Origin of the sequence: uncultured Megamonas sp. (assembly GCF_958438645.1) — a bacterium.
GTDB lineage: Bacteria > Bacillota > Negativicutes > Selenomonadales > Selenomonadaceae > Megamonas.
Window position 1 is genome coordinate 25,759 of sequence record NZ_CAUBSM010000007.1, and the last position, 24,620, is coordinate 50,378.

At 32.9% G+C, this 24,620-nt stretch carries 20 protein-coding genes and 1 other annotated feature; of the genes, 4 read left to right on the plus strand and 16 right to left on the minus strand.

Translation table 11 applies throughout. The annotated features are described in order from the left end of the window. Window positions 1-28: 28 nt before the first annotated feature. From Q5I67_RS06755 to Q5I67_RS06780, 6 genes are all read right to left on the minus strand, one after another. A complete protein-coding gene (locus tag Q5I67_RS06755; protein ID WP_302486812.1) occupies window positions 29-673 on the minus strand; it encodes a CBS domain-containing protein in 645 nt (214 codons plus the stop codon). A gap of 89 nt (window positions 674-762) precedes the next feature. Continuing rightward, complete coding sequence (locus tag Q5I67_RS06760; protein ID WP_302486813.1) at window positions 763-1,476, minus strand: ABC transporter ATP-binding protein; 714 nt, start codon at window positions 1,474-1,476, stop codon at window positions 763-765. 3 nt (window positions 1,477-1,479) lie between these two features. Further along, window positions 1,480-2,247: an ABC transporter ATP-binding protein gene (locus Q5I67_RS06765; protein WP_302486814.1), complete on the minus strand. Its 768-nt coding sequence runs from the start codon at window positions 2,245-2,247 to the stop codon at window positions 1,480-1,482. Then, a complete protein-coding gene (locus Q5I67_RS06770) occupies window positions 2,244-3,191 on the minus strand; it encodes a branched-chain amino acid ABC transporter permease (protein WP_302486815.1) in 948 nt (315 codons plus the stop codon). Before Q5I67_RS06770 ends, Q5I67_RS06765 begins: the two co-directional genes overlap by 4 nt. 9 nt (window positions 3,192-3,200) lie before the next feature. After that, window positions 3,201-4,088 (minus strand): branched-chain amino acid ABC transporter permease, encoded by an 888-nt coding sequence (locus tag Q5I67_RS06775; RefSeq protein WP_302486816.1) that lies wholly within the window; start codon window positions 4,086-4,088, stop codon window positions 3,201-3,203. Window positions 4,089-4,153: 65 nt separating this feature from the next. Next, a complete protein-coding gene (locus Q5I67_RS06780) occupies window positions 4,154-5,338 on the minus strand; it encodes an ABC transporter substrate-binding protein (RefSeq protein ID WP_302486817.1) in 1,185 nt (394 codons plus the stop codon). A 402-nt stretch (window positions 5,339-5,740) separates the two neighbouring features. On the opposite strand from Q5I67_RS06780, the gene Q5I67_RS06785 reads away from it, so the two are divergent. Continuing rightward, window positions 5,741-7,369 carry a peptide chain release factor 3 gene (locus Q5I67_RS06785; RefSeq protein WP_302486818.1) on the plus strand — a complete coding sequence of 543 codons (1,629 nt, stop codon included), beginning with the start codon at window positions 5,741-5,743 and terminating at the stop codon, window positions 7,367-7,369. Between the two features lie 33 nt (window positions 7,370-7,402). Here the strand turns inward: Q5I67_RS06785 and Q5I67_RS06790 are convergent, their stop codons facing one another. Beyond that, a complete protein-coding gene (locus Q5I67_RS06790) occupies window positions 7,403-8,176 on the minus strand; it encodes a DUF4931 domain-containing protein (RefSeq protein WP_302486819.1) in 774 nt (257 codons plus the stop codon). Window positions 8,177-8,371: 195 nt separating this feature from the next. Between Q5I67_RS06790 and Q5I67_RS06795 the strand changes: the two genes are divergently transcribed. After that, window positions 8,372-10,027 carry a polysaccharide biosynthesis protein gene (locus tag Q5I67_RS06795; protein WP_302486820.1) on the plus strand — a complete coding sequence of 552 codons (1,656 nt, stop codon included), beginning with the start codon at window positions 8,372-8,374 and terminating at the stop codon, window positions 10,025-10,027. Window positions 10,028-10,042: 15 nt separating this feature from the next. Then, window positions 10,043-10,927 (plus strand): diacylglycerol kinase family protein, encoded by an 885-nt coding sequence (locus tag Q5I67_RS06800; RefSeq protein WP_302486821.1) that lies wholly within the window; start codon window positions 10,043-10,045, stop codon window positions 10,925-10,927. A 170-nt stretch (window positions 10,928-11,097) separates the two neighbouring features. Here the strand turns inward: Q5I67_RS06800 and Q5I67_RS06805 are convergent, their stop codons facing one another. The 5 genes from Q5I67_RS06805 to Q5I67_RS06825 all read right to left on the minus strand — a co-directional run bounded on the left by Q5I67_RS06805 (window position 11,098) and on the right by Q5I67_RS06825 (window position 17,998). Beyond that, a complete protein-coding gene (locus Q5I67_RS06805; RefSeq protein ID WP_302486822.1) occupies window positions 11,098-12,765 on the minus strand; it encodes a ribonuclease J in 1,668 nt (555 codons plus the stop codon). 238 nt (window positions 12,766-13,003) lie between these two features. Next, complete coding sequence (gene hemW / locus Q5I67_RS06810; RefSeq protein WP_302486823.1) at window positions 13,004-14,146, minus strand: radical SAM family heme chaperone HemW; 1,143 nt, start codon at window positions 14,144-14,146, stop codon at window positions 13,004-13,006. Continuing rightward, window positions 14,146-15,942, minus strand: a complete 1,797-nt coding sequence (gene lepA, locus Q5I67_RS06815) for a translation elongation factor 4 (protein ID WP_302486824.1) — start codon at window positions 15,940-15,942, stop codon at window positions 14,146-14,148. The genes hemW and lepA overlap by 1 nt, the downstream gene beginning before the upstream one ends. Window positions 15,943-16,154: 212 nt before the next feature. Beyond that, on the minus strand, window positions 16,155-17,315 hold the full coding sequence (brnQ, locus tag Q5I67_RS06820; RefSeq protein ID WP_302486825.1) for a branched-chain amino acid transport system II carrier protein: 1,161 nt from the start codon (window positions 17,313-17,315) through the stop codon (window positions 16,155-16,157). Window positions 17,316-17,536: 221 nt separating this feature from the next. Then, window positions 17,537-17,998 carry an Rrf2 family transcriptional regulator gene (locus Q5I67_RS06825; RefSeq protein WP_302486826.1) on the minus strand — a complete coding sequence of 154 codons (462 nt, stop codon included), beginning with the start codon at window positions 17,996-17,998 and terminating at the stop codon, window positions 17,537-17,539. 248 nt (window positions 17,999-18,246) lie between these two features. After that, window positions 18,247-18,437, plus strand: a binding site (T-box leader). Between the two features lie 53 nt (window positions 18,438-18,490). Here Q5I67_RS06825 and leuS point away from each other — a divergent pair. Next, complete coding sequence (leuS, locus tag Q5I67_RS06830) at window positions 18,491-20,962, plus strand: leucine--tRNA ligase (RefSeq protein WP_302486827.1); 2,472 nt, start codon at window positions 18,491-18,493, stop codon at window positions 20,960-20,962. Between the two features lie 49 nt (window positions 20,963-21,011). On the opposite strand, the gene Q5I67_RS06835 is transcribed toward leuS, so the two are convergent. The 4 genes from Q5I67_RS06835 to Q5I67_RS06850 all read right to left on the minus strand — a co-directional run bounded on the left by Q5I67_RS06835 (window position 21,012) and on the right by Q5I67_RS06850 (window position 24,592). Beyond that, window positions 21,012-21,635, minus strand: coding sequence for a PepSY domain-containing protein (locus Q5I67_RS06835; RefSeq protein ID WP_302486828.1), 624 nt, complete (start codon window positions 21,633-21,635; stop codon window positions 21,012-21,014). A 33-nt stretch (window positions 21,636-21,668) separates the two neighbouring features. Beyond that, a complete protein-coding gene (locus Q5I67_RS06840; RefSeq protein ID WP_296922511.1) occupies window positions 21,669-22,124 on the minus strand; it encodes a GNAT family N-acetyltransferase in 456 nt (151 codons plus the stop codon). 193 nt (window positions 22,125-22,317) lie between these two features. After that, window positions 22,318-24,369 carry a ferrous iron transport protein B gene (gene feoB / locus Q5I67_RS06845; protein WP_302486829.1) on the minus strand — a complete coding sequence of 684 codons (2,052 nt, stop codon included), beginning with the start codon at window positions 24,367-24,369 and terminating at the stop codon, window positions 22,318-22,320. After that, window positions 24,362-24,592 carry a FeoA domain-containing protein gene (locus tag Q5I67_RS06850; RefSeq protein ID WP_296898917.1) on the minus strand — a complete coding sequence of 77 codons (231 nt, stop codon included), beginning with the start codon at window positions 24,590-24,592 and terminating at the stop codon, window positions 24,362-24,364. Before Q5I67_RS06850 ends, feoB begins: the two co-directional genes overlap by 8 nt. Window positions 24,593-24,620 lie beyond the last annotated feature (28 nt).

The following is a 24,620-nucleotide window of genomic DNA, read 5'->3' on the forward strand; positions in this document are numbered from 1 at the left end:
ATATTCTGCCTTTTTATTTTTTTATAAATTACCCAATTTTTACTGTATGAATAACTTTATAGCCTTTTGCCTCTAATTTTGCTTTAATATCATCAATATCGGTGATATCGCCACGAATAACGATTTCATATTTATTATCTTCTTTTTTGCAAGTTATCAAGCTATCAATGCTAACACCTGCTTGTCCAAATATTTCTGCAATATCTTTTACTACACCGATTTTATCTGTAACTTCCAAAGTAATACGAGTTTTTCCATCAGCTAAGCCCATTACATCTACAAATGTTTTAAAAATATCTGTCTCTGTGATAACGCCTACTACAGCACCCATATTACTTACAACTGGCATGCCACCGATTTTATTTTTATACATAATAAGTGCAGCTTCTTCAATAGTAGCATCTACATTTACTGAAATAACATCTTTTTTCATAATGTCTCGAACACACATTTTAGCAAGTAGTGAATTTATTTCATATCTAGATAATGTAGTTGCAGGTGATGGTGATACTCGTATTATATCACTGTCACTCAAAAATCCTACTAACTTACCATTTTCTACAACAGGTAAACGACGAAAATTATGCTTTTTCATTAAATAAGCCACTTCATCGACCTTTGTATCAGCTGTTACAGTCATAGGATTTTTTGTCATTCTATTAATAACAAACATTATTCTCACCCCACATAATTTTTATAATCCTATAAGAAAGGATTCGCTATAAATCTAACGAATCCCTGCACACAATAATATATTAATGATCAACCACCAAGATATGCTTTTCTTACTTCTTCACTAGCAGCAAGTTCTTTTGCATCGCCAGAAAGTGTAATTCGTCCTGTTTCCAAAACATATGCACGATTAGCAATAGAAAGTGCCATATTAGCATTTTGTTCTACTAATAAAACAGTCGTTCCTGCTTTATTGATATCTTGTATTATCGAAAAAATTTCTTTTATCAATAAAGGTGCAAGACCCATAGAAGGTTCATCTAATAACAGTAAACGCGGTCTACTCATCAAAGCTCGCCCCATAGCAAGCATCTGTTGTTCCCCGCCAGATAAAGTCCCTGCTTGTTGATTTATTCTTTCTTCAAGTCTTGGAAAACGTTCAAATACCATCTTTAAATCCTTAGCTATGCCATCTTTATCCTTACGAATAAATGCACCAAGTTCTAAGTTTTCCATAACAGTCATTTCTGCAAAAACACGACGACCTTCTGGAACTTGTGAAATACCTGCTTTTACAATATTTTGAGCAGCTATACCAGCAATATTTTTACCTTCAAATTCAATAGAACCTGTCTTAGGTTTTAAAAGCCCAGAAATTGTACGCAAAGTTGTGGATTTACCAGCACCATTAGCACCAATAAGTGTAACAATTTCGCCTTCATTTACCTCTAAGCTAATACCTTTTATTGCATGAATTGCACCATAATACACATTTATGTCATTTATCTTTAACAATGATGCCATTATTTATGCCTCCCCACCTAAATATGCCTTGATTACTTCTGGATTAGTCTTAATTTCATCAGGTGTGCCACTGGCAATAATGCTACCATATTCAAGTACATAAATACGTTCACAAATTCCCATAACAAGACTCATATCATGTTCGATAAGCAAAATAGTAAGACCAAATTCTTTACGTATCCAGCGTATCATATTCATGAGTTCTTGTGTTTCTTGAGGGTTCATGCCAGCTGCCGGTTCATCAAGCAATAAAAGTTTTGGTTTTGTTGCCAAAGCACGAGCAATTTCCAAACGACGCTGTGCACCATATGGCAAATTTTTAGCTACTTCATACGCTTTATCATCTAATTTAAAAATCTTAAGCAAATCTAAACTTTGCTGTTCAATATCTTTTTCTTCTTTAAGATAACGACCAACACGTAATACTGATTCTATTAAACTACAATTAGCATGAATACCATAAGCGATTTTTACATTATCCAATACAGTAAGTTCAGAGAACAAACGAATATTTTGGAATGTACGGGCAATGCCTCTGCCTGTTATTTCATATGGTTTTAAGCCAATAATACTTTTTCCATTAAAATCAATCGTTCCTGTTGTAGGCTGATATACACCAGTAAGTAAATTAAATGCTGTTGTTTTACCCGCACCATTTGGCCCGATTAAACCGATAAGTTCGCCTTCATTTATCTGCATATCAAAATTTGATACAGCTTTAAGACCACCAAATACTTTAGATACACCACTTGTTTTTAATAATTCGCTCATGCTTTATGGCCTCCTTTGAAACGCTGGAAAAATTTCATACTAGTAATTTCTTTATAGCCAAAAAGCCCTTGTGGACGATAGAACATCAATAATATCAATACAATTGCGTATATAATCATACGGAATTCTGGCCAGCTAGCAAGAGCCGCAGAAACGAATGTTACGACAAATGCACCAGCGATAGATCCTGTAATCGAACCTAAACCACCAAGTACAACCATGATTAAATAATTGAAAGATGCCATAAAAGTAAAGGATGATGGATTAATGATATAGAAGCAATGTGCAAATAAACCGCCACCAATACCTGCAAATATTGCACCGATAGTAAATGCCATAACTTTATATTTTGTAGTATTTACACCCATAGCTTCAGCTGCTATTTCATTTTCACGCACAGCTATGCAAGAACGACCAAATCTTGAATTAACAAAGTTTTTAATGAAAAACAATGTAAAGAGCATTACTAAAAATACCCATGGAAAAGTTGTATAGTGTGGAATACCTTTAAAACCTGCTGCACCGCCTACATATTCGATATTCATGATGACAATACGAATGATTTCACCAAGACCTAATGTGGCAATGGCTAAATAGTCACCTTTTAAGCGAAGTGTAGGAAGACCGATCAAACAGCCCAAAACACCAGCTGCTAAACCACCAAGTATTAAAGCCAACCCAAATGGAACATGAAAATTAACTGTGCATACTACACCAACATATGCACCAACAGCCATAAATCCAGCATGACCTAGTGAAAATTGACCTGTATAACCATTAATCAAATTCAAACTTACTGCCATTATGATGTTGATACAGATAAGAAAAATATTCAATTCCCAGAAAGAACCGATAACACCTGTTTCCATTAAAAAATATAAAACACCGAATAATACTAAAGATAATATTAATGTTGTTAAATCTCTTTTTCTCAATGAATTCACTTTTACCACCTACACTTTCTCGTTAGTATTCTTACCGAAAATACCAGATGGTTTAAACAACAATACTAAAATCAAAATAGCAAAAGCTGCCGCATCACGGAAAGTTGAAGAAATAAAACCTGAAACGAGTGCTTCAACTACGCCAAGTACAATACCACCCGTCATAGCCCCTGGAATACTACCGATACCACCGAGAACAGCTGCTACGAAAGCTTTAAGACCTGGCATAATACCCATGAGTGGATCTATAGAATTATAATAAACCCCTACAAGTACACCACCTGCAGCTGCAAGTGCTGAACCAATACCGAATGTAAAAGAAATAATGCGGTCAGCATTGATCCCCATGAGCTGAGCTGTTTCTGTATCAAAAGAAACTGCACGCATGGCTTTACCCATTTTAGTTTTTTGTACGATATAAGTTAAGATAATCATAAGTACTATAGTTATCGCAAAAATCATCAACTGTTGTCCATTAATGATAAAAGAACCAATGTTAATAGCCGGTATGTCTACAACATTTGGGAATGTACGTGGTGTTGGTGATACGAAATACATGCTAGTATATTCCAAGAAGAATGATACACCAATCGCTGTAATGAGCAGTGAAAGACGAGGTGCTTTACGCAATGGCTTATATGCAATGCGTTCTACTAACATACCTAAAATAGCTGTAACCACCATGGAAATAATCAATGATGGAATAATAGAAAAATGTGCTATGCTAACAGCGAAGAAACCGATATAAGCACCTACCATATAAATATCGCCATGAGCGAAGTTAATCAATTTAATAATACCGTAAACCATTGTATAACCGAGGGCAATAAGTGCATAGATACTACCCAAAGAAATACCGTTTATCAGCTGTTGCACGAGTTGCTGAAAAAAATCCATCTTCGTTCCTCCTTCACAAAAAAAGCCGCATTTCTGCGGCTTCTTTGCACTTATCTAGTAATCAATCAACCTTCTGCAGTTGTTGGTGTTACTCTTTCTTTAAGAGTTTTTACGCCATCTTTCATTTCAATGATAAACGCATTTTTAATCAAGTTATGATTTTCATCAACTGTAAGTTTACCAGTACCAACTTGCAAATCTTTAGTTTCAGCAAGTGCTTTCTGAATTGCTTCAGGGTCTGTGCTACCAGCACGTTTAATAGCATCAATAAGCATTTTACCTGCATCATAACCAAGAGCAGCAAATACACCTGGAGCATGACCATATTCTTTTGTGAATGCATCAACAAATGCTTTAGCATCTGGATCAGTGTCAATATAATGAGTAACATAATAAGTATTGTTAAGTGCATCTGCACCAGCAATATCTACTACTTTTGTATCATCCCAACCATCAGTACCTAAAATTGGCTGTGTAATACCAAGTTCACGAGCTTGTTTTACGATTTTACCGACTTCTTCATAGTAAGCAGGAATATAAATTATATCAGCGTTTGCTGTTTTAATATTTGTAAGAGTTGCTTTAAAGTCTTGGTCTTTAGCTACGAAAGCTTCTTCCATAACAACTTTACCGCCTAAAGCTTCAAATTTATTTTTGAATACTTCAGCTAAGCTCTTAGAATAATCTGTACTGGAATCTAAATAAATAACAGCAGTTTTTGCTTTTAATTCATTAGCTGCAAATGCTGCCATTGTATTACTTTGTAATGGGTCGATGAAACAACCGCGGAATACAAATGGTTTAACTTGACCATTTTCAACTGTAATATCAGGGCTTGTTGCATCAGGTGCAATAATTGGAACTTTATTTTCTGCTGCTACCTGAGATTCAGCCTGAACTGCACCAGAAGTTGCAGGTCCTACGATAGCTACAACTTTATCATCAGAAATAAGTTTTGTAGCTGCATTTGCTGCTTCTGCTGGATCGGATTTATTATCAGCTTCGATTAAAGTAATCTTTTTGCCATTAATACCACCAGCATCATTAGCTTCTTTAATAGCTAATTTCAAACCATCTAATGTTGTTGTACCATAGTTAGCAACATTACCAGTCATTTCAAAGTTAGCACCGATTTTAATTTCGTCACTATTTGCTGCTTCTTGACCGCCACAACCAGCGAAAATACTACCGAACATTGTCATACCAAGAAGCAACCCTGCTACACGCAAGCGTTTTTTAGAAAAATTCATTATGATTCCTCCTAAATAGGCCTAAAATATAATTCATATAATTCCTTTATGTAGGTCTTAGTCTTGATGTTGTTTATTATACTTTACAAGTTTACAGTAGTCAAGTACTAAATTAAAAAAAGTCATATTTTTTATCTTTTACTAATCAGCAAATAATAGTTATTACATACTTTTAACATCCTTATTTTTTACACAAAAATTGCTTTCTTTACAATAAGTACTATATTTTTCCAGCACATTTGATAAACTGTTACTTTTTCAAATATATATTAATGTATCTTATTACAGGACATCTCTTTATAATGTCTGATTATGATATATATTTTAATAAATTCCTACCACTCTATCTATTCTTATGATAAAATAAAAAGATAGTACTATTTTTTTGTAGGAGGATTTAAATTGTCGGAATTACAAACTGAAATTCAAAAACGACGTACTTTTGCGATTATCTCTCACCCAGATGCTGGTAAAACTACTTTAACTGAAAAATTATTGCTCTATGGAGGTGCAATCCATTTAGCAGGTTCTATAAAATCCCGTAAAACTCAACGTCATGCTGTTTCTGACTGGATGGAAATTGAAAAACAGCGTGGTATTTCTGTAACTTCTAGTGTGCTTCAATTTGATTATGCTGGTTGTCGTATCAATATCCTTGATACTCCAGGTCACCAAGACTTCAGTGAAGATACTTATCGTACACTCATGGCTGTAGATAGTGCTGTCATGATTATTGATGTAGCCAAAGGTGTCGAAGCACAAACAAAAAAATTATTTAAAGTTTGTAAACAACGTCATATTCCAATTTTTACATTTGTTAATAAACTTGACCGTTTCGGTAAAGCTCCACTTGAATTAATGGAAGAAATCGAAGATGTCTTAGGTATTCGCTCTTATCCGATGAATTGGCCTATCGGCACAGATGGTCATTATAAAGGTATTTATCACCGTGAAACTGAAAAAGTGGAATTATTCAGTGAAGATACATCTCATGGTCAAGAAGAACGTGAATCTGTAATTTATGATTTAAAAGATCCTAAAGCTAAAGAAATCATCGGTGACACTGATTATCAAGCTTTATTAGATGATATTGATTTACTTGATGTTGCTGGCGAACAGTGGTCTATGGACAAAGTAAATAAAGGTGAATTGACACCTATGTTCTTTGGTAGTGCCATGACTAACTTTGGTGTACGTGGCTTCTTAGAAGAATATCTTCGTCTTGCACCACCACCACAGCCACGCATGAGCTCTGATGGTCTTATCAGTCCTGATGATGAGAAATTCTCTGGCTTTATCTTCAAAATTCAGGCTAATATGAACCCTGCTCATCATGATAGATTATCCTTTATTCGTATTTGCTCTGGTAAATTCGAACGTGGTATGAGCGTATATCATATGCAAGGTGGTAAAGCTGTAAAACTTTCTCAGCCACAACAATTCTTAGCTCAAGACCGTCAAATCATCGATACTGCATATCCTGGAGATATCGTCGGTCTATTTGATCCAGGTATTTTCGGCATCGGTGATACACTTTGTATGCCTTCTCATAAATTCAGATTTGCAGATTTCCCTGTATTCCCACCAGAAAGATTTGCTCGTGTTTCCGCTAAAGATACTATGAAACGCAAACAATTCGTAAAAGGTATCATGCAGCTTACACAAGAAGGTGCTGTACAATTATTCCAACAAGCAGGTGCTGGTATGGAATCTTATATCGTTGGTACTGTAGGACAATTGCAATTTGATGTATTAGAATACCGCTTAAAAAGCGAATATAATACAGAAATAGTCATGAATATGCAACCATTTGAAGTTGCTCGTTGGCTTCGTTTTAAAGATAATCGTCCTGTAACTCCAGAATCTCTCCGTGGTGCTGACCGTGGAATGTTCGTATATGATATGAAAGAACGCCCTGTTCTTCTTGTAAATAACGAATGGGCATTAGGCTGGATTCAAGATAATAACCCAGATTTAGAAATGTTCCCTGTGCCACCAGAAAAACAAGATGCTGAAGATGATATGAAATAATTTTATAAATAAAAAACGACTATGCTTAAATGCTTAGTCGTTTTTTTTATCAAAATATAATTGTTTTATATGTTTTGCAATTTCTTGTAAATTATTTGGTACAAGTTCGATATTATAGCCAATGAATAATGGAGATGTCGCAAATCTAGGCATTATTTTTACATGTATATTACCGTCAATTAAATAGAAGAATAAATTATAACTGCTGCAATTTACGCTAAAATGATTCATGATATAATCGACACCTATCTGCACAAATTCAGCTAAAGTATCGATATCGTTTAATCCTTGCATAATTACATTGACTTCTGTAAATCCCACGCGTGGCTTTGTAGACAAATTCATGATTACATTATTTTTTTCTGCAATTTTAATACCTTCAAATTGACGCTTATCACACATATTTTTAAACTCTAAGTTTTTAATACCTACAATTTGCATATGAGGATGACGCATAGTTCCGCCAGATAAAGGCCCATGATTTTTAAAGAAAAGCACTGTTTTATATTTTTTACTTGCAATTACGTTCAACCAATGATTTATGCTAAAGTGCATTAACTTTTGCATATGTTCTAAAGTATAATCTGGAATATCTACATTACATTCACTGCCTTCAATAATCAATAATTGGTAAGCTTCTTGTAATACTTGATATTTATTTTCCAACAAAATCATATCATCTTTTATTTCTATGATATTTTTTAAACTCTTTACATCACAAAATGGACAAGCAACATCTTTATGTACAATATTTTCAGGCTTTGATTTACCAATATTGATATCAAATCCTAGATAATTATAATCCATAAGAATTTTCCTTTCTTTTCATTCCAATTAATATTATCTACTATTCATTATATCTTGACTTCATTACTATAAAAATAAAATATACTAGCATAGTTTTACGATAAATGCTATAATTTTCTAGTATAATTACTTTTTTAAACTGTATTTATTATTATACAGTCTTTTCAATCAAAAGAAAATGATGTTTTAAAGCAGGTGTTTTCCATTAACGAACAAGACAATTCTTCAAAAAAATCTCATAAAGCTGAAAGCTTTCTCAAAGGAACTTTTATATTAACAGTCGCTAGCTTAGTAGTTAAAGTTATCGGCTCATTAAACTGGATTTTTGTATCCCGTGTTTTAGGCGGTGAAGGTATCGGCCTTTATCAAATGGCTTTCCCAATTTATTTTTTAGCCTTGACCGTATCTTCCGCAGGTGTTCCTGTAGCTATTTCTATTATAACAGCTGAACGAGTAGCCTTAAATGATATTTTTGGGGCAAAACGCATTTTTCGTATTTCCATGTGCTTTATGTTTTGCACTGGATTATTTTTCAGTTTACTGACATATTTTGGTGCTCAATGGCTTATAGATTGGCAATTTGTACGTGATCCTCGTGCATATTACTCTATCATCGCTTTAGCTCCAGCTGTATTCTTCGTTACTATCTTAGCTAGTTCTCGAGGATATCTCCAAGGTTGGCAACGCATGACGCCAACTGCTGTATCTCAAATTGTTGAACAAATATTCCGCGTTGTAACCATGATTTTATTTGCTCAACTTCTTTTACCATATGGCTTAGAATATGCATCAGCCGGTGCCTCTTTAGGTGCTTTAGCAGGTGCTATTACAGGTGTTATCGTTTTAATTTATTTCCATATAAAATTAGAAAGAGATATCGTCAAAACATATGGCAACGAATTAAAACCTCTAAACGATCCTAAAACAGCTTCTGTCTGGAAGATTATTAAACGTATCTTTGTACTAGCACTTCCAGTTTCTGCTGCTAGTATCATGCTTCCTATCGTATCCAATCTTGATTTATTGATCGTACCAGCTCGTTTGGAAGTTGCTGGTTATAGCGTAAATGAAGCTACAGAATTATTCGGTTATTTGACTGGTATGGCTGTACCACTTGTAAATCTTTCTACAATTTTAACAGCTTCGCTTGCAGTAAGTATCGTACCTGCTATCTCTGAAGCTCGCACGCTAAAAGATAAAACTCGTTGTTTTAATCAAACAGCAGCCGCTATGCGTATTTCAAATTTCATTTGTTTCCCTGCATTTGTAACAGTTTTAATGTTAGCTGTGCCTATTTCTACTTTAATCTACAATGCACCAGGAGCTGGCCCTGCCGTTTGGGTTTCCTCTTTTAGCATAGTCTTACTTGGACTACATCAAGTTACTACAGGTGTTCTCCAAGGACTTGGACACCCTACCATTCCAATGATTAATATGGTCATCGCCGCCATTGCTAAAGTCATTTTAAACTGGGTATTAACAGCACAACCTTCACTTGGCATCATGGGTGCTGCTTGGGCTACTGTTGCTGATATCGGTATTGCAGCTTTAATCAATTTATACTTCTTATATAAATATATCAATTATAAAATTGAAATCATGCAGTTATTAAAAACCATTGTATCTGCTGCTATTATGGCTGGTATTATACATTTCGGCTATGATTTCTTATTATATGAAACAGCAAGTAATGCTTTAGCTACTTTTGCATCTTTATTTGTTGGTATGTTCTTCTATATTATTGTCTTAATTCTAATTGGTGGTATCATGGAATCAGATATCGAACGCATTCCAATGATTGGTGCACCAAGCATTCGTTTCTTCAAAAAAATTGGTGTTTTAAAAAATTAATGGAGAGATCATACAATGAAAAAATTTCTATTGGCATATAATCCCGTTTCTGGTGATGCTATGTTTAAGAAAAAATTAGATGATATTATCAATAAATTCCAAAGTCGTGATTGCATTATCATGCCTTACCGCACAAAAAAAGAAAGCTTTGATCCTTTTTTCGCTAATTGTGTACGCAATGTAAATGCCGATGGTATCATTGCCGCTGGTGGCGACGGTACATTGCACAAAATCATAAATATGACTTTAAAAGAAAATTTAGATGTGCCTGTGGGTATTATTCCTAGTGGTACATCTAATGATTTTGCTTCACATTTAGGGATTGATACCAAATTTGATGAATATATCAATAGTATCATCACTGGAAAAACTCAATATGTAGACGTTGGTTCCATTGGCAACGAGTATTTTATAAACGTAATCAGTGCTGGCATGATGACAGGTGTCGCTCACGAAGTTGATACTCGCCTAAAAAATACCTTTGGTAAATTGGCTTATTATTTCCGTGGGCTTGGCGAACTTCCTAGATTTCGTGGTTTAGATTTCACCATTGAAGCTGATGGTGAAATAATCCAAGAAAAAATATTCTTCGTCTTAGTTGTCAATTCTCCAGTAGTAGCTAGTTTTAAAAATATATCCATGGATGCCAAAATTGATGATGGCAAATTAGATATGATATTATTAAAACAATGTAATATTCCTGAACTAATGAAAATCGTAGCTGATACTGTTGCAGGAAAAACTTCTTTTGATAATAAAAATATAATCTATAAACAAGCTTCTTATTTTAAATTCACTTGTCCAGACCGCGTTGAAAGTGATTTAGATGGTGAACTTGGCCCTGTATTGCCATTAGAAATTCATACCGTTTCTAATAAATTAAAAATGTTTGTCTTATAACAATAAATAAAAATGCACTTTAGGCGTTACTTTTTAAGTTAACAAATAAAGTGCATTTTTTTATACATATTTTATACATATAATAATATCTTTATCCTCATTTATCTTTTACAAAAAAAAATAAAAAAGAGAAGAACTTACATTCTTCTCCTTTATTTTAACTATTATTTTTAAACTTCCATGATAATTGGTAAAATCATTGGACGGCGACGTGTTTTTTCATAAAGATATCTGCCAATAGCTTCGCGAATATCATTTTTTATCACGGACCATTCTGTAATATCATTATCCAAGCAATGTTCAATGGCAGAAGTTACTCTTTCTTTTGCTTCTTCCATCAAAGCTTCAGATTCTCTGACATAAACAAAACCACGAGATACGATATCTGGGCCAGCTGCGATAAAACGACCTTCTTTATCCATAGTAACAACTACGATTAAGATACCATCTTGAGATAATTGACGGCGGTCACGAAGTACAATATTGCCGACATCACCAACACCAAGACCATCGATTAAGACTTTACCAGAAGTTACTTTTCCTACAATCTGACCTTTATCACGTGTAAATTCTAAAACCTGTCCAATTTCACTGATGAAAATATTTTCTTTTGGCATGCCAATACTTTCAGCCAATTTAGCATGTTTTACGATATGATGATATTCACCATGTACAGGTATGAAAAATTTAGGACGAACTAAATTATGCATTAATTTTAATTCTTCTCTACTAGCATGACCTGAAACGTGAATTCCTTCATCACGACCATAGATAACGTCAGCACCTTGTTTTAATAGATTATCTATAGTTCTTGAAACTAATTTTTCATTGCCTGGAATAGGTGTAGCTGAAATAATAATTGTATCACCTGGTACAATGCCTACTTTGCGATGATTTGCTGTAGACATACGAGTGAGAGCTGACATTGGTTCACCTTGGCTACCTGTAGTTATTATTACTACTTGGTTCATTGGATAATTATTGATTTCATCAATGTCGATTAACATATCTTCTGGCATATTTAAATAGCCCAATTTTATAGATATGTTCACTACATTTATCATACTACGACCTAAAATAGCTACTTTTCGATTATATTTTATAGCTGTATCTACAACTTGTTGTATACGATGTACATTTGAAGAGAAAGTCGCAATGATTATACGATTTTTTGCTTTACGGAAAGCTTTTTCAAAAGCAATACCTACTGTACGTTCACTTGGTGTATGTCCTTCGCGTTCAGCATTTGTACTATCAGCTAATAATACTAAAACGCCTCTATTTCCCAAATCAGAAAAAGCTCTAAAATCAGTCATTTTACCATCTACTGGTGTATAATCAAATTTAAAATCACCAGTATGCACAATCATACCAATAGGAGTTTTAATGGATAAACCACACGCATCAGCAATACTATGATTTACACGAATAAAACCAACAGTAAAGCAACCTGCACTTATTATATCTCCATGATAAACAGGATGGAGATTACTTGCATCTACTCCATTTTCTTTTAAACGACCTTCTAAAATTCCTAGAGTCAAACGAGTACCATAAACTGGTATATTAGGAATTTGACGTAAAACATAAGGCAACGCTCCAATATGGTCTTCATGACCATGTGTGAGTACAATTGCCTTTATTTTATCTTTGTTTTCTAATAAATACGTAATGTCAGGAATAACTAAATCTATACCTAGCATCTCTTCCTCAGGGAACATTAACCCAGCATCAATAACGATAATATCATCACCGTAACGTACAACGGTCATATTTTTACCAATTTCGCCAAGTCCACCCAAAGGAATTATTTGCAATTTTTGAGCTTCCTTTGCCAAAAAAAAAGCACCTCCAAATTTATATTTATATATATATTTATTTTTTAGTATTCATTATTATTGTAAATTTAAACGTTAAACCGTCCCGTACAGATACACTTTTAGAGATAATATATATACACCGAAACATTTAATACTCGAATTAATTATATAACTAAATTTACTCTTTGTAAAGAAGTCCCTAGTTATTGATGTCTTTTAGTTATAAATAAAAACTCAATATTATTCTGTATTTTTATTAATCCAATAAAAATTCACTAAATACTTGATTGCCAAATTTCATACCTTTTGAGGTTAAATAAATATACTTTTCAGTATTTATAATTAAATCTTCATTTTCCAGTCTAACTAAAATATCCCTGTATAAATTTTCTATATCTAAATTAAATTTTTTCCTAAAAATTTCTTTATCTATACCTTTACTCATTCGCAAACCTAAAAAACAAAATTCTTCAATATGAGCTTTTTTATCCACGATTTCTTCATTGATAAATGGCAATATATTTTGATTGCATTTTTTTATATATTCGTCTATATCAAAAGGATTTTGCACACGTTTTGCATCATAATATCCATGTGCCCCTGCTCCTAAACCTAGATAAAATTTATCTTGCCAATAAGCTAAATTATGTCTACTTTCATAACCAGACTTAGCAAAATTTGATATTTCATATCGATGATAATTATTTTTAGGCAATTGCTCTGTCAAATAATCATACATCTCTTCACATTCATCTTCTGATGGCAATATCAATTTATCTTGATCATATAATCTGCCAAAAACGGTATTTTCTTCTATTTGTAAACCATATATAGATATATGTTGTATATTTTTATTTATTGCCCAAGATACAGATTCTTTAAGCATCTTTAGCGTCTGCGTAGGAAGTCCATACATTAAATCTACACTTATATTTTTAAAACCTATTTTTTGAGCCATTTCTATAGCCATATCAGCTTCTTTAATCGTGTGAATTCGCCCAATTTTTTTTAATAAATCATCTTGTACTGCTTGTACACCAAAACTCAATCTATTAATTCCATTTTGATAAAGATACTGTAATTTTTGCTCATCTACAGTCCCTGGATTTGCTTCTAAAGTTATCTCTATATCAGAATTTAAAGTAAAATTTGCTTTTATAGTATTTAATGCTCGTATAATTAAATTTGGTGGCAAAATCGAAGGAGTTCCGCCACCAAAATAAATCGTATCAATACAAATATCAGGAAATAACGCCTGATACATGGTTATTTCCTGACAAAGTGCATTTATATACTTTTCATATAAAGTTTCATCTACTTTTTTTGCAGTTGAAGCAAAATCACAGTAAAAACATTTTTGTTTACAAAATGGAATATGAATATATATGCCAAATCCCATTAGTCTATTTTTAAAATCGCCATGAAAGCTTCTTGTGGCACTTCTACAGAACCTACAGCCTTCATACGTTTTTTACCTTCTTTCTGTTTTTCTAATAATTTACGTTTACGTGTGATATCCCCACCATAACATTTTGCAAGTACGTCTTTACGCATAGCACGTACATTTTCACGAGCAATAATCTTATTACCCACTGCTGCCTGAATAGGAATTTCAAACATCTGACGTGGAATTATAGTTTTTAATTTTTCTGCTAATTGACGACCACGAGCTGCTGCTTTATCTACATGAACAATAGTGGATAAGGCATCTACTGGATCCCCATTTAACAAGATATCAAGTTTTACTAATTTGGATGGCTGATAATCTGTCATTTCATAATCAAGTGAAGCATATCCACGAGTAGCAGATTTTAACTTATCAAAATAGTCATAAATGATTTCACTAAGTGGAATGTGATAGATTACCATTACACGATTTACATCAAGATAATCCATAGTTTTGAATACACCACGTTTTTCTTGAGAAATCTCCATTACAGGTCCTACATAATCATTTGGTACAATTACTGTAGCCTTTACATATGGCTCTTCTATATGTTCAATCTCAGTTGGTGGTGGCATCAATGCTGGGTTATCGATTTTTACCATTTCTTTATTAGTCTTATATACATGATAAATAACGCTTGGTGCTGTTGTTATAAGTTTTAATTTATATTCACGTTCTAAACGTTCCTGAATAACGTCCATGTGTAAAAGGCCTAAGAAACCACAACGATAACCAAAGCCTAAAGCAATAGATGTTTCAGGTTCAAAAGTAAGTGCAGCGTCATTTAATTGTAATTTTTCTAAAGCATCTTTTAAATTTTCATAATCAGAGCTATCCACTGGATATAAACCGCAATATACCATTGGTGTTACACCACGATAACCAGGAAGTGCTTCACTAGCTGGATTATTCGCATCAGTTATAGTATCACCAACACGAACATCACGTACATTTTTAAGACTACCAGCGACAAATCCAACTTCACCAGTCTCTAACATATTGATATTAACTGGCTGTGGTCTAAAACAACCGATATCTGTAACTTCAAATTCCTTACCAGTTGCCATCATTTTTAATTTCATGCCAGGTTTAATAGAACCATCAATTACACGAATATGAGCGATTACACCTTTATAAGCATCAAAATAAGAGTCAAAAATAAGTGCTTTTAATGGCTTATCATTATCAGCCGGTGGAGCAGGGATTTTCTGCACGATTTGTTCCAAAATTTCCTCAATACCAATACCTGCTTTAGCACTTGCAAGCACTGCATCAGAAGTATCTAAACCAATGATATCTTCAATTTCTTGTTTTACCATTTCAGGTTCGGCACTTGGTAAATCGATTTTATTGATTACAGGAATGATTTCCAAATCATGTTCTAATGCCAAATAAACATTTGCCAAAGTCTGTGCTTCTACACCTTGAGTAGCATCTACAACTAATAACGCACCTTCACAAGCTGCTAGACTACGAGATACTTCATAGTTAAAGTCAACGTGACCTGGTGTGTCAATTAAGTTTAATTCATAGATTTCGCCATCTTTTGCTTTATAGTGTAAACGTACAGTCTGAGCTTTAATAGTAATACCACGTTCACGTTCCAAATCCATGTTATCTAAAACTTGAGATTCCATTTCACGTTCAGTGAGCGTGCCTGTATATTCTATTAATCTATCTGCCAAAGTAGATTTACCATGGTCGATATGAGCAATAATCGAAAAATTTCTAATATGTTTTGCGTCCAACGTTGTTCCTCCATTTATTATTTTATTATTATAATTATATCATTTAGTAGAAGTTCCTAGCAATAGTTATACTTTTACCCTAATATATAAATAAAAATAATCACTTTAAACTAAAAAAATAAAAACTAGGGAGAATACTCTTCCTAGTTTTTACTTATAAATCTATATTTTTATCATTTATATTTACATTTATATTTATTAATAGAAAATTATCACATATAAGATTGAATTGTAGAAATCAAGCCATACATAAATGCGATTAAAGCAATTCCTTTGTATACAACTGTACTTTTTATTTGATTACGGAATAACAATAATAATACAGTTGCCATAAATGGTGGACAAATTGTTGTTAATATAGGCACTGCTACTTCAATAATAGTTGTCAATCCTAAATTACAAAGAGAAATACTGATTAATGTATTGATAACAACCCATACAGGATATTTGATTTTCTTATTTGTAAAGTCTTCAAAAAAACAAGCTGTTGAACCAATAAGACCTACAGCTGTTGTCAAACAAGCAAATCCTACAATTACCCCTAAAATAACCATGCCTGTATGGCCCATTAAATGATTAGTTATAGCTACAATAAGCTGTGCTTGATTGAGATTGCTACTGCCTAAAACAATACTAGAAGTTGCTCCTAAATAAGCCAATCCACCATAAATTAAAGATAATAATATACCTGCTACAAGACAAACGCCGATAATTGCCTTTATTTGCGATTTACGATCTACATAACCTTTTAAACGCAAAGTATTGAGCATTACAAGACCAAAACCTGATACAACTAAAATATCCATAGTTTGATATCCTGCAATTATACCATCTTCCGCTACTGTCTGTGATACTGGTGCTGCTATATCACCTATAGGACTGATTATACCTATGATGATTAAAATAAATGTGCAAATAATAAGCACTGGTGTTAAAAACTTACCAATAATATCTACAAATCGCGTAGGGCGAATAGTAAACGCGAATACAATAGCAAAGAACACAATTGAAAACATAAATAATGAAATCTTATCTGTAAATGGTGCAATACTCATTTCAAAAGTTGTTGCTGCCGTTCTAGGTGGTGCAATCAACACCCCTGTACATAATACAGCCGCTACGTTTAAAATCATTCCCGGAACTTTTCCTACGACACTTTCTAAGGCTTTAATGCCACCGCCACCATAAACTATAGTAAATATACCGATACAAGATAAAAATACATCAATAAAAATAAAACATAAAAATCCTGACAACCACTCCGTACCAGAAGTCATTCCCAGGTATGGGGGGAAAATTACATTTCCCGCACCAAAAAACATTGCGAATAATGCAAATCCCGTTACTACTACGTCACTAACTCTAACCTGCATAATAAAATCCTTTCTTTTAATTTAATGTGTTACGATTACAGTCATATTTTTATATTATATAGGCAAAATACAATATATACAACATAAAAAATGTAAATTTGTATATTTTTTTAGTAAATAAAATCTAATCTATTTTATGCAAAATTTATTTATTTTATTATTATTCAATCTTATAAAAATAATCCTTAGCTCTTGCCAAGGATTATTTTTTTATTTTAAATTTAATTTTTAGCTTTTTCTTCATGTTGTTTACAACTAAATAATTTATTCGTTTCTTTTGCTTGACGTGCCAATTCAGATAAAGTAACACTATCTAAATATCCATTAATTACTTTATTTAAACCTAACCAAAATGGCAATACACTACAATAATCAGCTCGTTTACATTTACTATGATCATTTTCGATACAAGCAATCGGAGCCATATCACCTTCAGCAGCACGCAAGATATCACCTGCTGTATATTGCATGCTTGGTTTAGCTAATAAATATCCACCATTATTTCCACGTACACTTTTTACTAATTTAGCTTTTATTAATAATGAAATTATTTGTTCCATATACTTTAAACTTATATTTTGTCTATTGGCAATATCTTTTAATGGTATAGGATTACCTGTCTCATTAACAGTCAAATCAATCATTGTTCGCAAGGCATATCGTCCTTTTGTCGATACCTTCATCAAAATCACCTCATAATTATTTTACTATTGTTTTAGTAGGAAATCAATTTTAATTTATGCTTTATTTTCAATTTTTTAACCAATTTATTTTTCCATTCACCTATAAAATATTAGGTATTAAATTATGAGACTATGTATTTTTTTATTTAAATAGAATTCACCTTCAATTAGCTAAAAATTAACAATGTAACAATATTACTTGACTTTAATATAGTAGCTAAGTATAATGATATTTGTTTATATCAAGTTCAAATCCAATGATACAGAGTAGTAAACTATTTAAAGAGATTTCAGAAAGTAGGCGGTTGATGTGAGCCTATAATCTTGTAGTTGAACTCGCTGTGGAGGAGTGCTAAAGCACCGCTGATCCCGTTAAGATTTTAAAGAGGATAACTTTTTGTTATCAATCAGGGTGGTACCGCGATAATTCGTCCCTGGCATTTTGCCAGGGACTTTTTTAATGTCCAAAAACAGTATAGGAGTGTTAATTTTATGGAAAAATATTGTCCTCAATCCATTGAAAAAAAATGGCAAAAAATCTGGGACGAAACTAAAGCTTACCAGATTAATATGGACCCTAACAAACCAAAATATTATGTACTTGAAATGTTCCCTTACCCATCTGGTAATTTACATATGGGACATGTTCGCAATTACTCTATCGGTGATGTTATTGCTCGTTATAAAACTATGAATGGTTTCAACGTTCTTCATCCAATGGGCTTTGACGCATTTGGTATGCCTGCAGAAAATGCTGCTATCAAACATGGCATCAGTCCTTCTGATTGGACAGAAGACAATATGGCAAATATGACTCGTCAACAAAAAGAAATGGGCCTTTCTTATGACTGGGATAGAAAAGTCGCTACTTGTCATGAAGATTATTACAAATGGACTCAATGGCTCTTTGAATTATTCTATAAAAAAGGTTTAGCTTATAAGAAAAAAGCTTCTGCTAACTGGTGTGAAACTTGTCACACAGTACTTGCTAATGAACAAGTTATTGATGGCAAATGTTGGCGTTGTGATAATACTGTAGTGAAAAAAGACCTCGAACAATGGTTCTTAAAAATTACAGATTATGCTGATGTTTTATTAAAGGACCTCGATAAACTCAAAGGCTGGCCAAACCGCGTAAAAATCATGCAGGATAACTGGATTGGTCGTAGTGAAGGTGCTGAATTTAGCTTTGATGTACCTGAATATAATGAAAAAATTCCTGTTTATACAACTCGCCCAGATACTGTATTTGGTGTATCTTACGTTGTACTTGCAGCAGAACATCCACTTGTAAAAAAATTCATCAAAGGTAAAGAAAATGAACAAGAAATCTTAAAATTCATCGAAGAAGTTCATAACATGAATGAAATCGAACGTACTTCTAGTGAATCTGAGAAAAAAGGTATGTTCACTGGTGTTTATGCTATCAATCCATTTAACGGTGAAAAAGTTCCTGTATGGGTAACAAACTATGTACTCTTTGAATATGGTACTGGTGCTGTCATGGGTGTTCCAACTCATGATGAACGTGACTTTATGTTCGCTAAAAAATACAATTTACCAATGAAAATTGTTATTCAAAATAAAGAACATAATTTAACTCTTGAAACTATGGAAAATGCTTACGTTGAAGATGGCGAACTCATCGAATCTGGTCAATTTACAGGTATGAACAACCGTAAAGCTATCACTGCTATGATTGATTGGCTCGAAGAAAACAATCTCGGCAAACGTCGTGTAAATTATCGTTTACGTGATTGGCTCATCTCCCGTCAACGCTATTGGGGTGCTCCAATTCCTATTATTTACTGCCCTCATTGCGGTGAAGTACTCGTTCCTGAAGAACAATTACCTGTAAAATTACCAAAAGATGTAAAATTCGAAACTGGTGCCACTTCTCCACTTGCTCAAGCTGAAGATTTCGTAAATTGCACATGTCCAAAATGCGGTGCTCCTGCAAAACGCGAAACAGATACTATGGATACATTCATCTGTTCTTCCTGGTATTATATGCGTTATTCTGATCCACATAATGATAAAGCTCCATTTAGCAAAGATGCTATCAATTATTGGCTCCCTGTTGACCAATATATCGGTGGTATTGAACATGCTATCTTACACTTATTATATTCCCGTTTCTTCACCAAAGTATTAAAAGATGCAGGTCTTGTAGAATTCGACGAACCATTTACAAATCTTTTAACTCAAGGTATGGTTATCAAAGATGGTTCCAAAATGAGCAAATCTAAAGGAAACGTAGTATCTCCTGAAGAAATCATCAAAAAATATGGTGCTGATACAGCTCGTCTCTTCATCTTATTTGCTGCACCACCAGAACGTGACCTTGAATGGAGTGACCAAGGTGTTGAAGGTGCTTGGCGTTTCATTCAGCGTGTATGGAGAATTGTTCTTTCTTATGCTGATAAAATCAAAGAAAATCCTGCTTTTGATGTAACTGCACTCACTAAAGAAGAAAAAGAATTATTCCGTATTTTAAATGTTACTATTGAAAAAGTAACTGAAGATATCGGTACTCGCGGTACATTCAATACTGCAATTAGCTCCATCATGGAACTTGTAAATGCTTTCTACACATTCAAAGATGGCAACTTAAATGCAGGTCTTGCTCGTGAAGTAGTTGTTAACTTAATTAAACTCTTAGCACCATTTGCTCCACATGTTACTGAAGAACTCTGGCAACAAATCGGTCAAGAAGGCAGTGTACATCATACTACATGGCCAACATTTGATCCTAAAGCTACTATTGCTGATGAAGTTGAAGTTGTTGTTCAAATCAATGGTAAATTACGTAGCAAAATAATGGTTTCTTCTTCTGCAACTCGCGAAAAACAACAAGAAATCGCTCTTGCTGATGAAAAAATCAAAGGCTTAATTGAAGGTAAAACTATCGTTAAAGTAATCAGCGTTCCTAAAAAACTTGTTAATATCGTTGTTAAAGGTTAATATTAACTCATAAAAAATAAGCTATAGCAGAAATTGCTATAGCTTATTTTTATTTATTTTTCTTCCATTTCCATTCTACAAAAGTTCCTGTATTTTTATCTATCGTAAATTCGTATAAAATACCATCTACTTGTACCATACCTTCATATTGTAAATAATCATCGTCATGTTCTAAATTCAATCTAATACTTTGAGCATCCACATTTGGTATTTGAGCTACTACTAATGCTTTCGCTTCTTCTTCATCTATGGATTTGCCCTTTAATTTGGCATAATATTTTTTATCAATCTCATAATCCATAGCTAGAATTTCTCCGCCATACATATCTACATTATAATCATATTTTTTATTATCAGCATAAAATTCAATATCATAAATATCTTTACCATAATAATTCTCTATTTTAGTCTTTAATTTACTGATATCCTTTGCCTGTATATCAGCATTATCTAAAACAATAGTTTCAGCTTGTTCTTTAGAAATCGTACCTGATTTTTCAACTTTTAAATTATTTGGTGACTCTTGTAATTGTTGTTCCGTTTTATTATCCATAGGAATAATATTTTTTGCTTCTTTAGAACCGATACTATTATCTAGTTGAGAGTGCATTATTCCATATCCACCAAAAAATCCTAATACTACTATGATAATTATAATTCCTATAATTCTCACAAAATCATATCCTTCCTTTATTTTTTTAATATTTTATTTATCATTTATTAATTTTTCCATATGTACATGTGGACAATATTCATCTAAATAAATCTCACCACTAGCTTTATAACCTAGTTTTTCATAAAAAGCTCTTGCTCTGCACTGTGCCGATAAGCTGATTTTTTTACCTGATAAAGTTTTCACCTTTTCTTCTAATAAACGCATTAATTCACTGCCTATATGACAATTGCGATATGATTTAAGCACAGCTAATCTGCCTATTATATATGAATTTTCCTGCTTATCATCTCGATATAATCTTGCATTTGCTATAGCTTTTGCTCCATTCCAAATAATTAAATGATACGCAATATCATCTATATCATCAAATTCATTTTCAAATTTTTGTTCATTCACAAATACTTCTGTACGTATATCTTTCGCTTCTTGTGGTAAATAAGCAAAAAACTTATATTTATATTCCATATTTACACCTTTACTAATCATATTTTATTTATATTATATCATGAAAATCGCTCTCAATAATATCTATTATACAACTATTCCCATATATTTTATAAATAAAAATAAAAACAGCACCAATAAAAGTTTTTCCAATAAATATTAAAAATGAAAAACTCTCATCAGTACTGTTCAACATAATTCAATTCTAAATAAAAATTTTACTTATATTTTATCATTAATAAATTATTCTACTTACAATCTGGTAAATAAGTACGGCTACTACATAAGCTACTAATAATTGAAAGACTATAGCAAAACAAGTCCATTTATTAGAATTAGTTTCTTTTTTTATCGTCACGATACTAGCTATACATGGAGTATATAATAAACAAAATACCATCAATACATAAGCATTTAGCTCATGGAAACCAACTTGTGCTAATTGTCCAACTAAAGTATTCATACCTTCTACTGAATTGATATTTAAAATACCATACAATACACTTAAACTTGCTACAACTATTTCTTTAGCAGCGATACCAGATATCAAAGCCACTGCTATCTGCCACAAACCAAGTCCAGCTGGAACTAAAAGCGGTGCTATCAATCTACCTATTTGAGCTCCAAAACTATCTCCAATTTCTACCATGCCGGAGAAATTAAAGTTTAAAATAAACCAAATAATAATTGAAGCTACAAAAATAGTTGTACCTGCTTTGGCTAAATACGATTTAACTTTTTCCCAAGCATATAAGAATATAGACATTACATTTGGTGATTTATATTCTGGAAGTTCTATCAACAATACTTTTTTATCGCTCTTATCGCTCACCTTATAAAAGATTTTAGCTATGATTATCGCCATGACTATGCCGATTACATACATAGAAAAAGCTACAAACATCGCATATTCTGGGAAAAACATTCCTGAAAATAAAATATATATTGGAAGTCTAGCACTACATGACATAAATGGAGTCACCAAAATAGTACGCAATCTATCTTTCGGATCTTCTAAGGCTCTTGATGCCATAATCGCTGGCACTGAACAACCAAAACCCAATAATAAAGGAATAAATGCTCTACCTGATAAACCGATTTTGCCCATCACGGAATCCATGACATAGGCTACACGCGACATATATCCACTATCTTCTAATACAGCTAAAGCCAAAAACAAAATGAAGATATTCGGCAAGAATGCTAATATACCACCTATACCAGCTATTGCTCCATCAATCAGCAATGAAGATATCACTGGACTTACATTGATAGACTCTAATATCGCCATTAAATTATTACTTACAATATCAATGCCTTCTACCAAATAATTTTTGAAAATATCACCTATAGTAAAAGTTAAAAAGAATATAAATGCCATGATAGCCAAAAATATAGGAATACCCCATACATTATCAGTAAGCACAACATCTATTCTATCTGTAGAGCGTGCTTCTTTATCCTTATTTACCAATACTTCTTGTATTATCTCTTCGATAAAGTCATATTTTTGCTTGATGATATCCTTTTCATAACTTCTATCCAATACATCGGGCAAATCCAAAGGATATTTTTCAATTATTTCCTTATCTTGAGCTAATTCCTTGATAGCGTGCCAACGCAAATTCGGTAATTGACCATATTTTTCAACGAGAGCTTCCTCGATAATATCGATTTTATCCTCGATTTCATCGCTATAAACAACTACACAATCTTTATGATGATTATGTCTGTGTTTACGATTTAAAATTTCTTCATCATGATGATGTTCTATTTTGTCTTTAACTTTTTTACCCTGATGATGAGCTACTGCATGCATTAAGATTTCCAGACCACGTTTTTTTCTAGCACTAACAGGAACTACTGGTATCCCTAGCATTTCTGGCAATCTATGAAAATCGATATCCATACCTCGTTCTTCAACAATATCCATCATATTCAAGGCTAAAACCATCGGTTTTCCCAATTCAATAAGTTGTAGAGCTAAATATAAATTTCGTTCTAAAGAAGAAGCATCTGCTACATCTACAACTATATCAACCTCATCATCTAATATATATTGACGAGATACTTGCTCTTCCATAGTATAAGAAGTCAAACTATAAATACCTGGCAAATCCACCAATTTATAATTTTCATTATGGAATTGCATTGCACCTTCTTTTTTCTCTACAGTTACACCAGGCCAATTGGCTACTTTTAGATGTGCACCTGTATAAGCATTAAATAAAGTAGTTTTCCCACAATTAGGATTGCCAATAAAAGCTACATGAACATCTTTACTCATTTTCTAATTCCTCGATTTCTATAGCATCTGCTATTTCTTTACCTATGGCAAAACGAGTGCCACGTACTTTTATAATTACAGCACCTTGATTTTTTTTATTCAAAACTGTAAGTTTTACTTGGTCTGTCATGCCTAACATTTCTAGACGACGTTCAATATTGCCTTCTAAGTTCACTTTTTTTACAATATAAGATTTCCCTTTTTTTGCTTGTGATACATTCAAATTTATCGCCTCCTAAATATAAACAATT

Excerpts from the sequence above, each read along its gene's own strand:
- Q5I67_RS06755 (WP_302486812.1), bottom strand. The coding sequence starts at position 673 with ATGTTTGTTATTAATAGAATGACAAAAAATCCTATGACTGTAACAGCT.
- Q5I67_RS06760 (WP_302486813.1), bottom strand. The coding sequence starts at position 1,476 with ATGGCATCATTGTTAAAGATAAATGACATAAATGTGTATTATGGTGCA.
- Q5I67_RS06765 (WP_302486814.1), bottom strand. The coding sequence starts at position 2,247 with ATGAGCGAATTATTAAAAACAAGTGGTGTATCTAAAGTATTTGGTGGT.
- Q5I67_RS06775 (WP_302486816.1), bottom strand. The coding sequence starts at position 4,088 with ATGGATTTTTTTCAGCAACTCGTGCAACAGCTGATAAACGGTATTTCT.
- Q5I67_RS06780 (WP_302486817.1), bottom strand. The coding sequence starts at position 5,338 with ATGAATTTTTCTAAAAAACGCTTGCGTGTAGCAGGGTTGCTTCTTGGT.
- Q5I67_RS06790 (WP_302486819.1), bottom strand. The coding sequence starts at position 8,176 with ATGGATTATAATTATCTAGGATTTGATATCAATATTGGTAAATCAAAG.
- Q5I67_RS06800 (WP_302486821.1), top strand. The coding sequence starts at position 10,043 with ATGAAAAAATTTCTATTGGCATATAATCCCGTTTCTGGTGATGCTATG.
- hemW (WP_302486823.1), bottom strand. The coding sequence starts at position 14,146 with ATGGGATTTGGCATATATATTCATATTCCATTTTGTAAACAAAAATGT.
- brnQ (WP_302486825.1), bottom strand. The coding sequence starts at position 17,315 with ATGCAGGTTAGAGTTAGTGACGTAGTAGTAACGGGATTTGCATTATTC.
- Q5I67_RS06825 (WP_302486826.1), bottom strand. The coding sequence starts at position 17,998 with ATGAAGGTATCGACAAAAGGACGATATGCCTTGCGAACAATGATTGAT.
- leuS (WP_302486827.1), top strand. The coding sequence starts at position 18,491 with ATGGAAAAATATTGTCCTCAATCCATTGAAAAAAAATGGCAAAAAATC.
- Q5I67_RS06840 (WP_296922511.1), bottom strand. The coding sequence starts at position 22,124 with ATGATTAGTAAAGGTGTAAATATGGAATATAAATATAAGTTTTTTGCT.
- feoB (WP_302486829.1), bottom strand. The coding sequence starts at position 24,369 with ATGAGTAAAGATGTTCATGTAGCTTTTATTGGCAATCCTAATTGTGGG.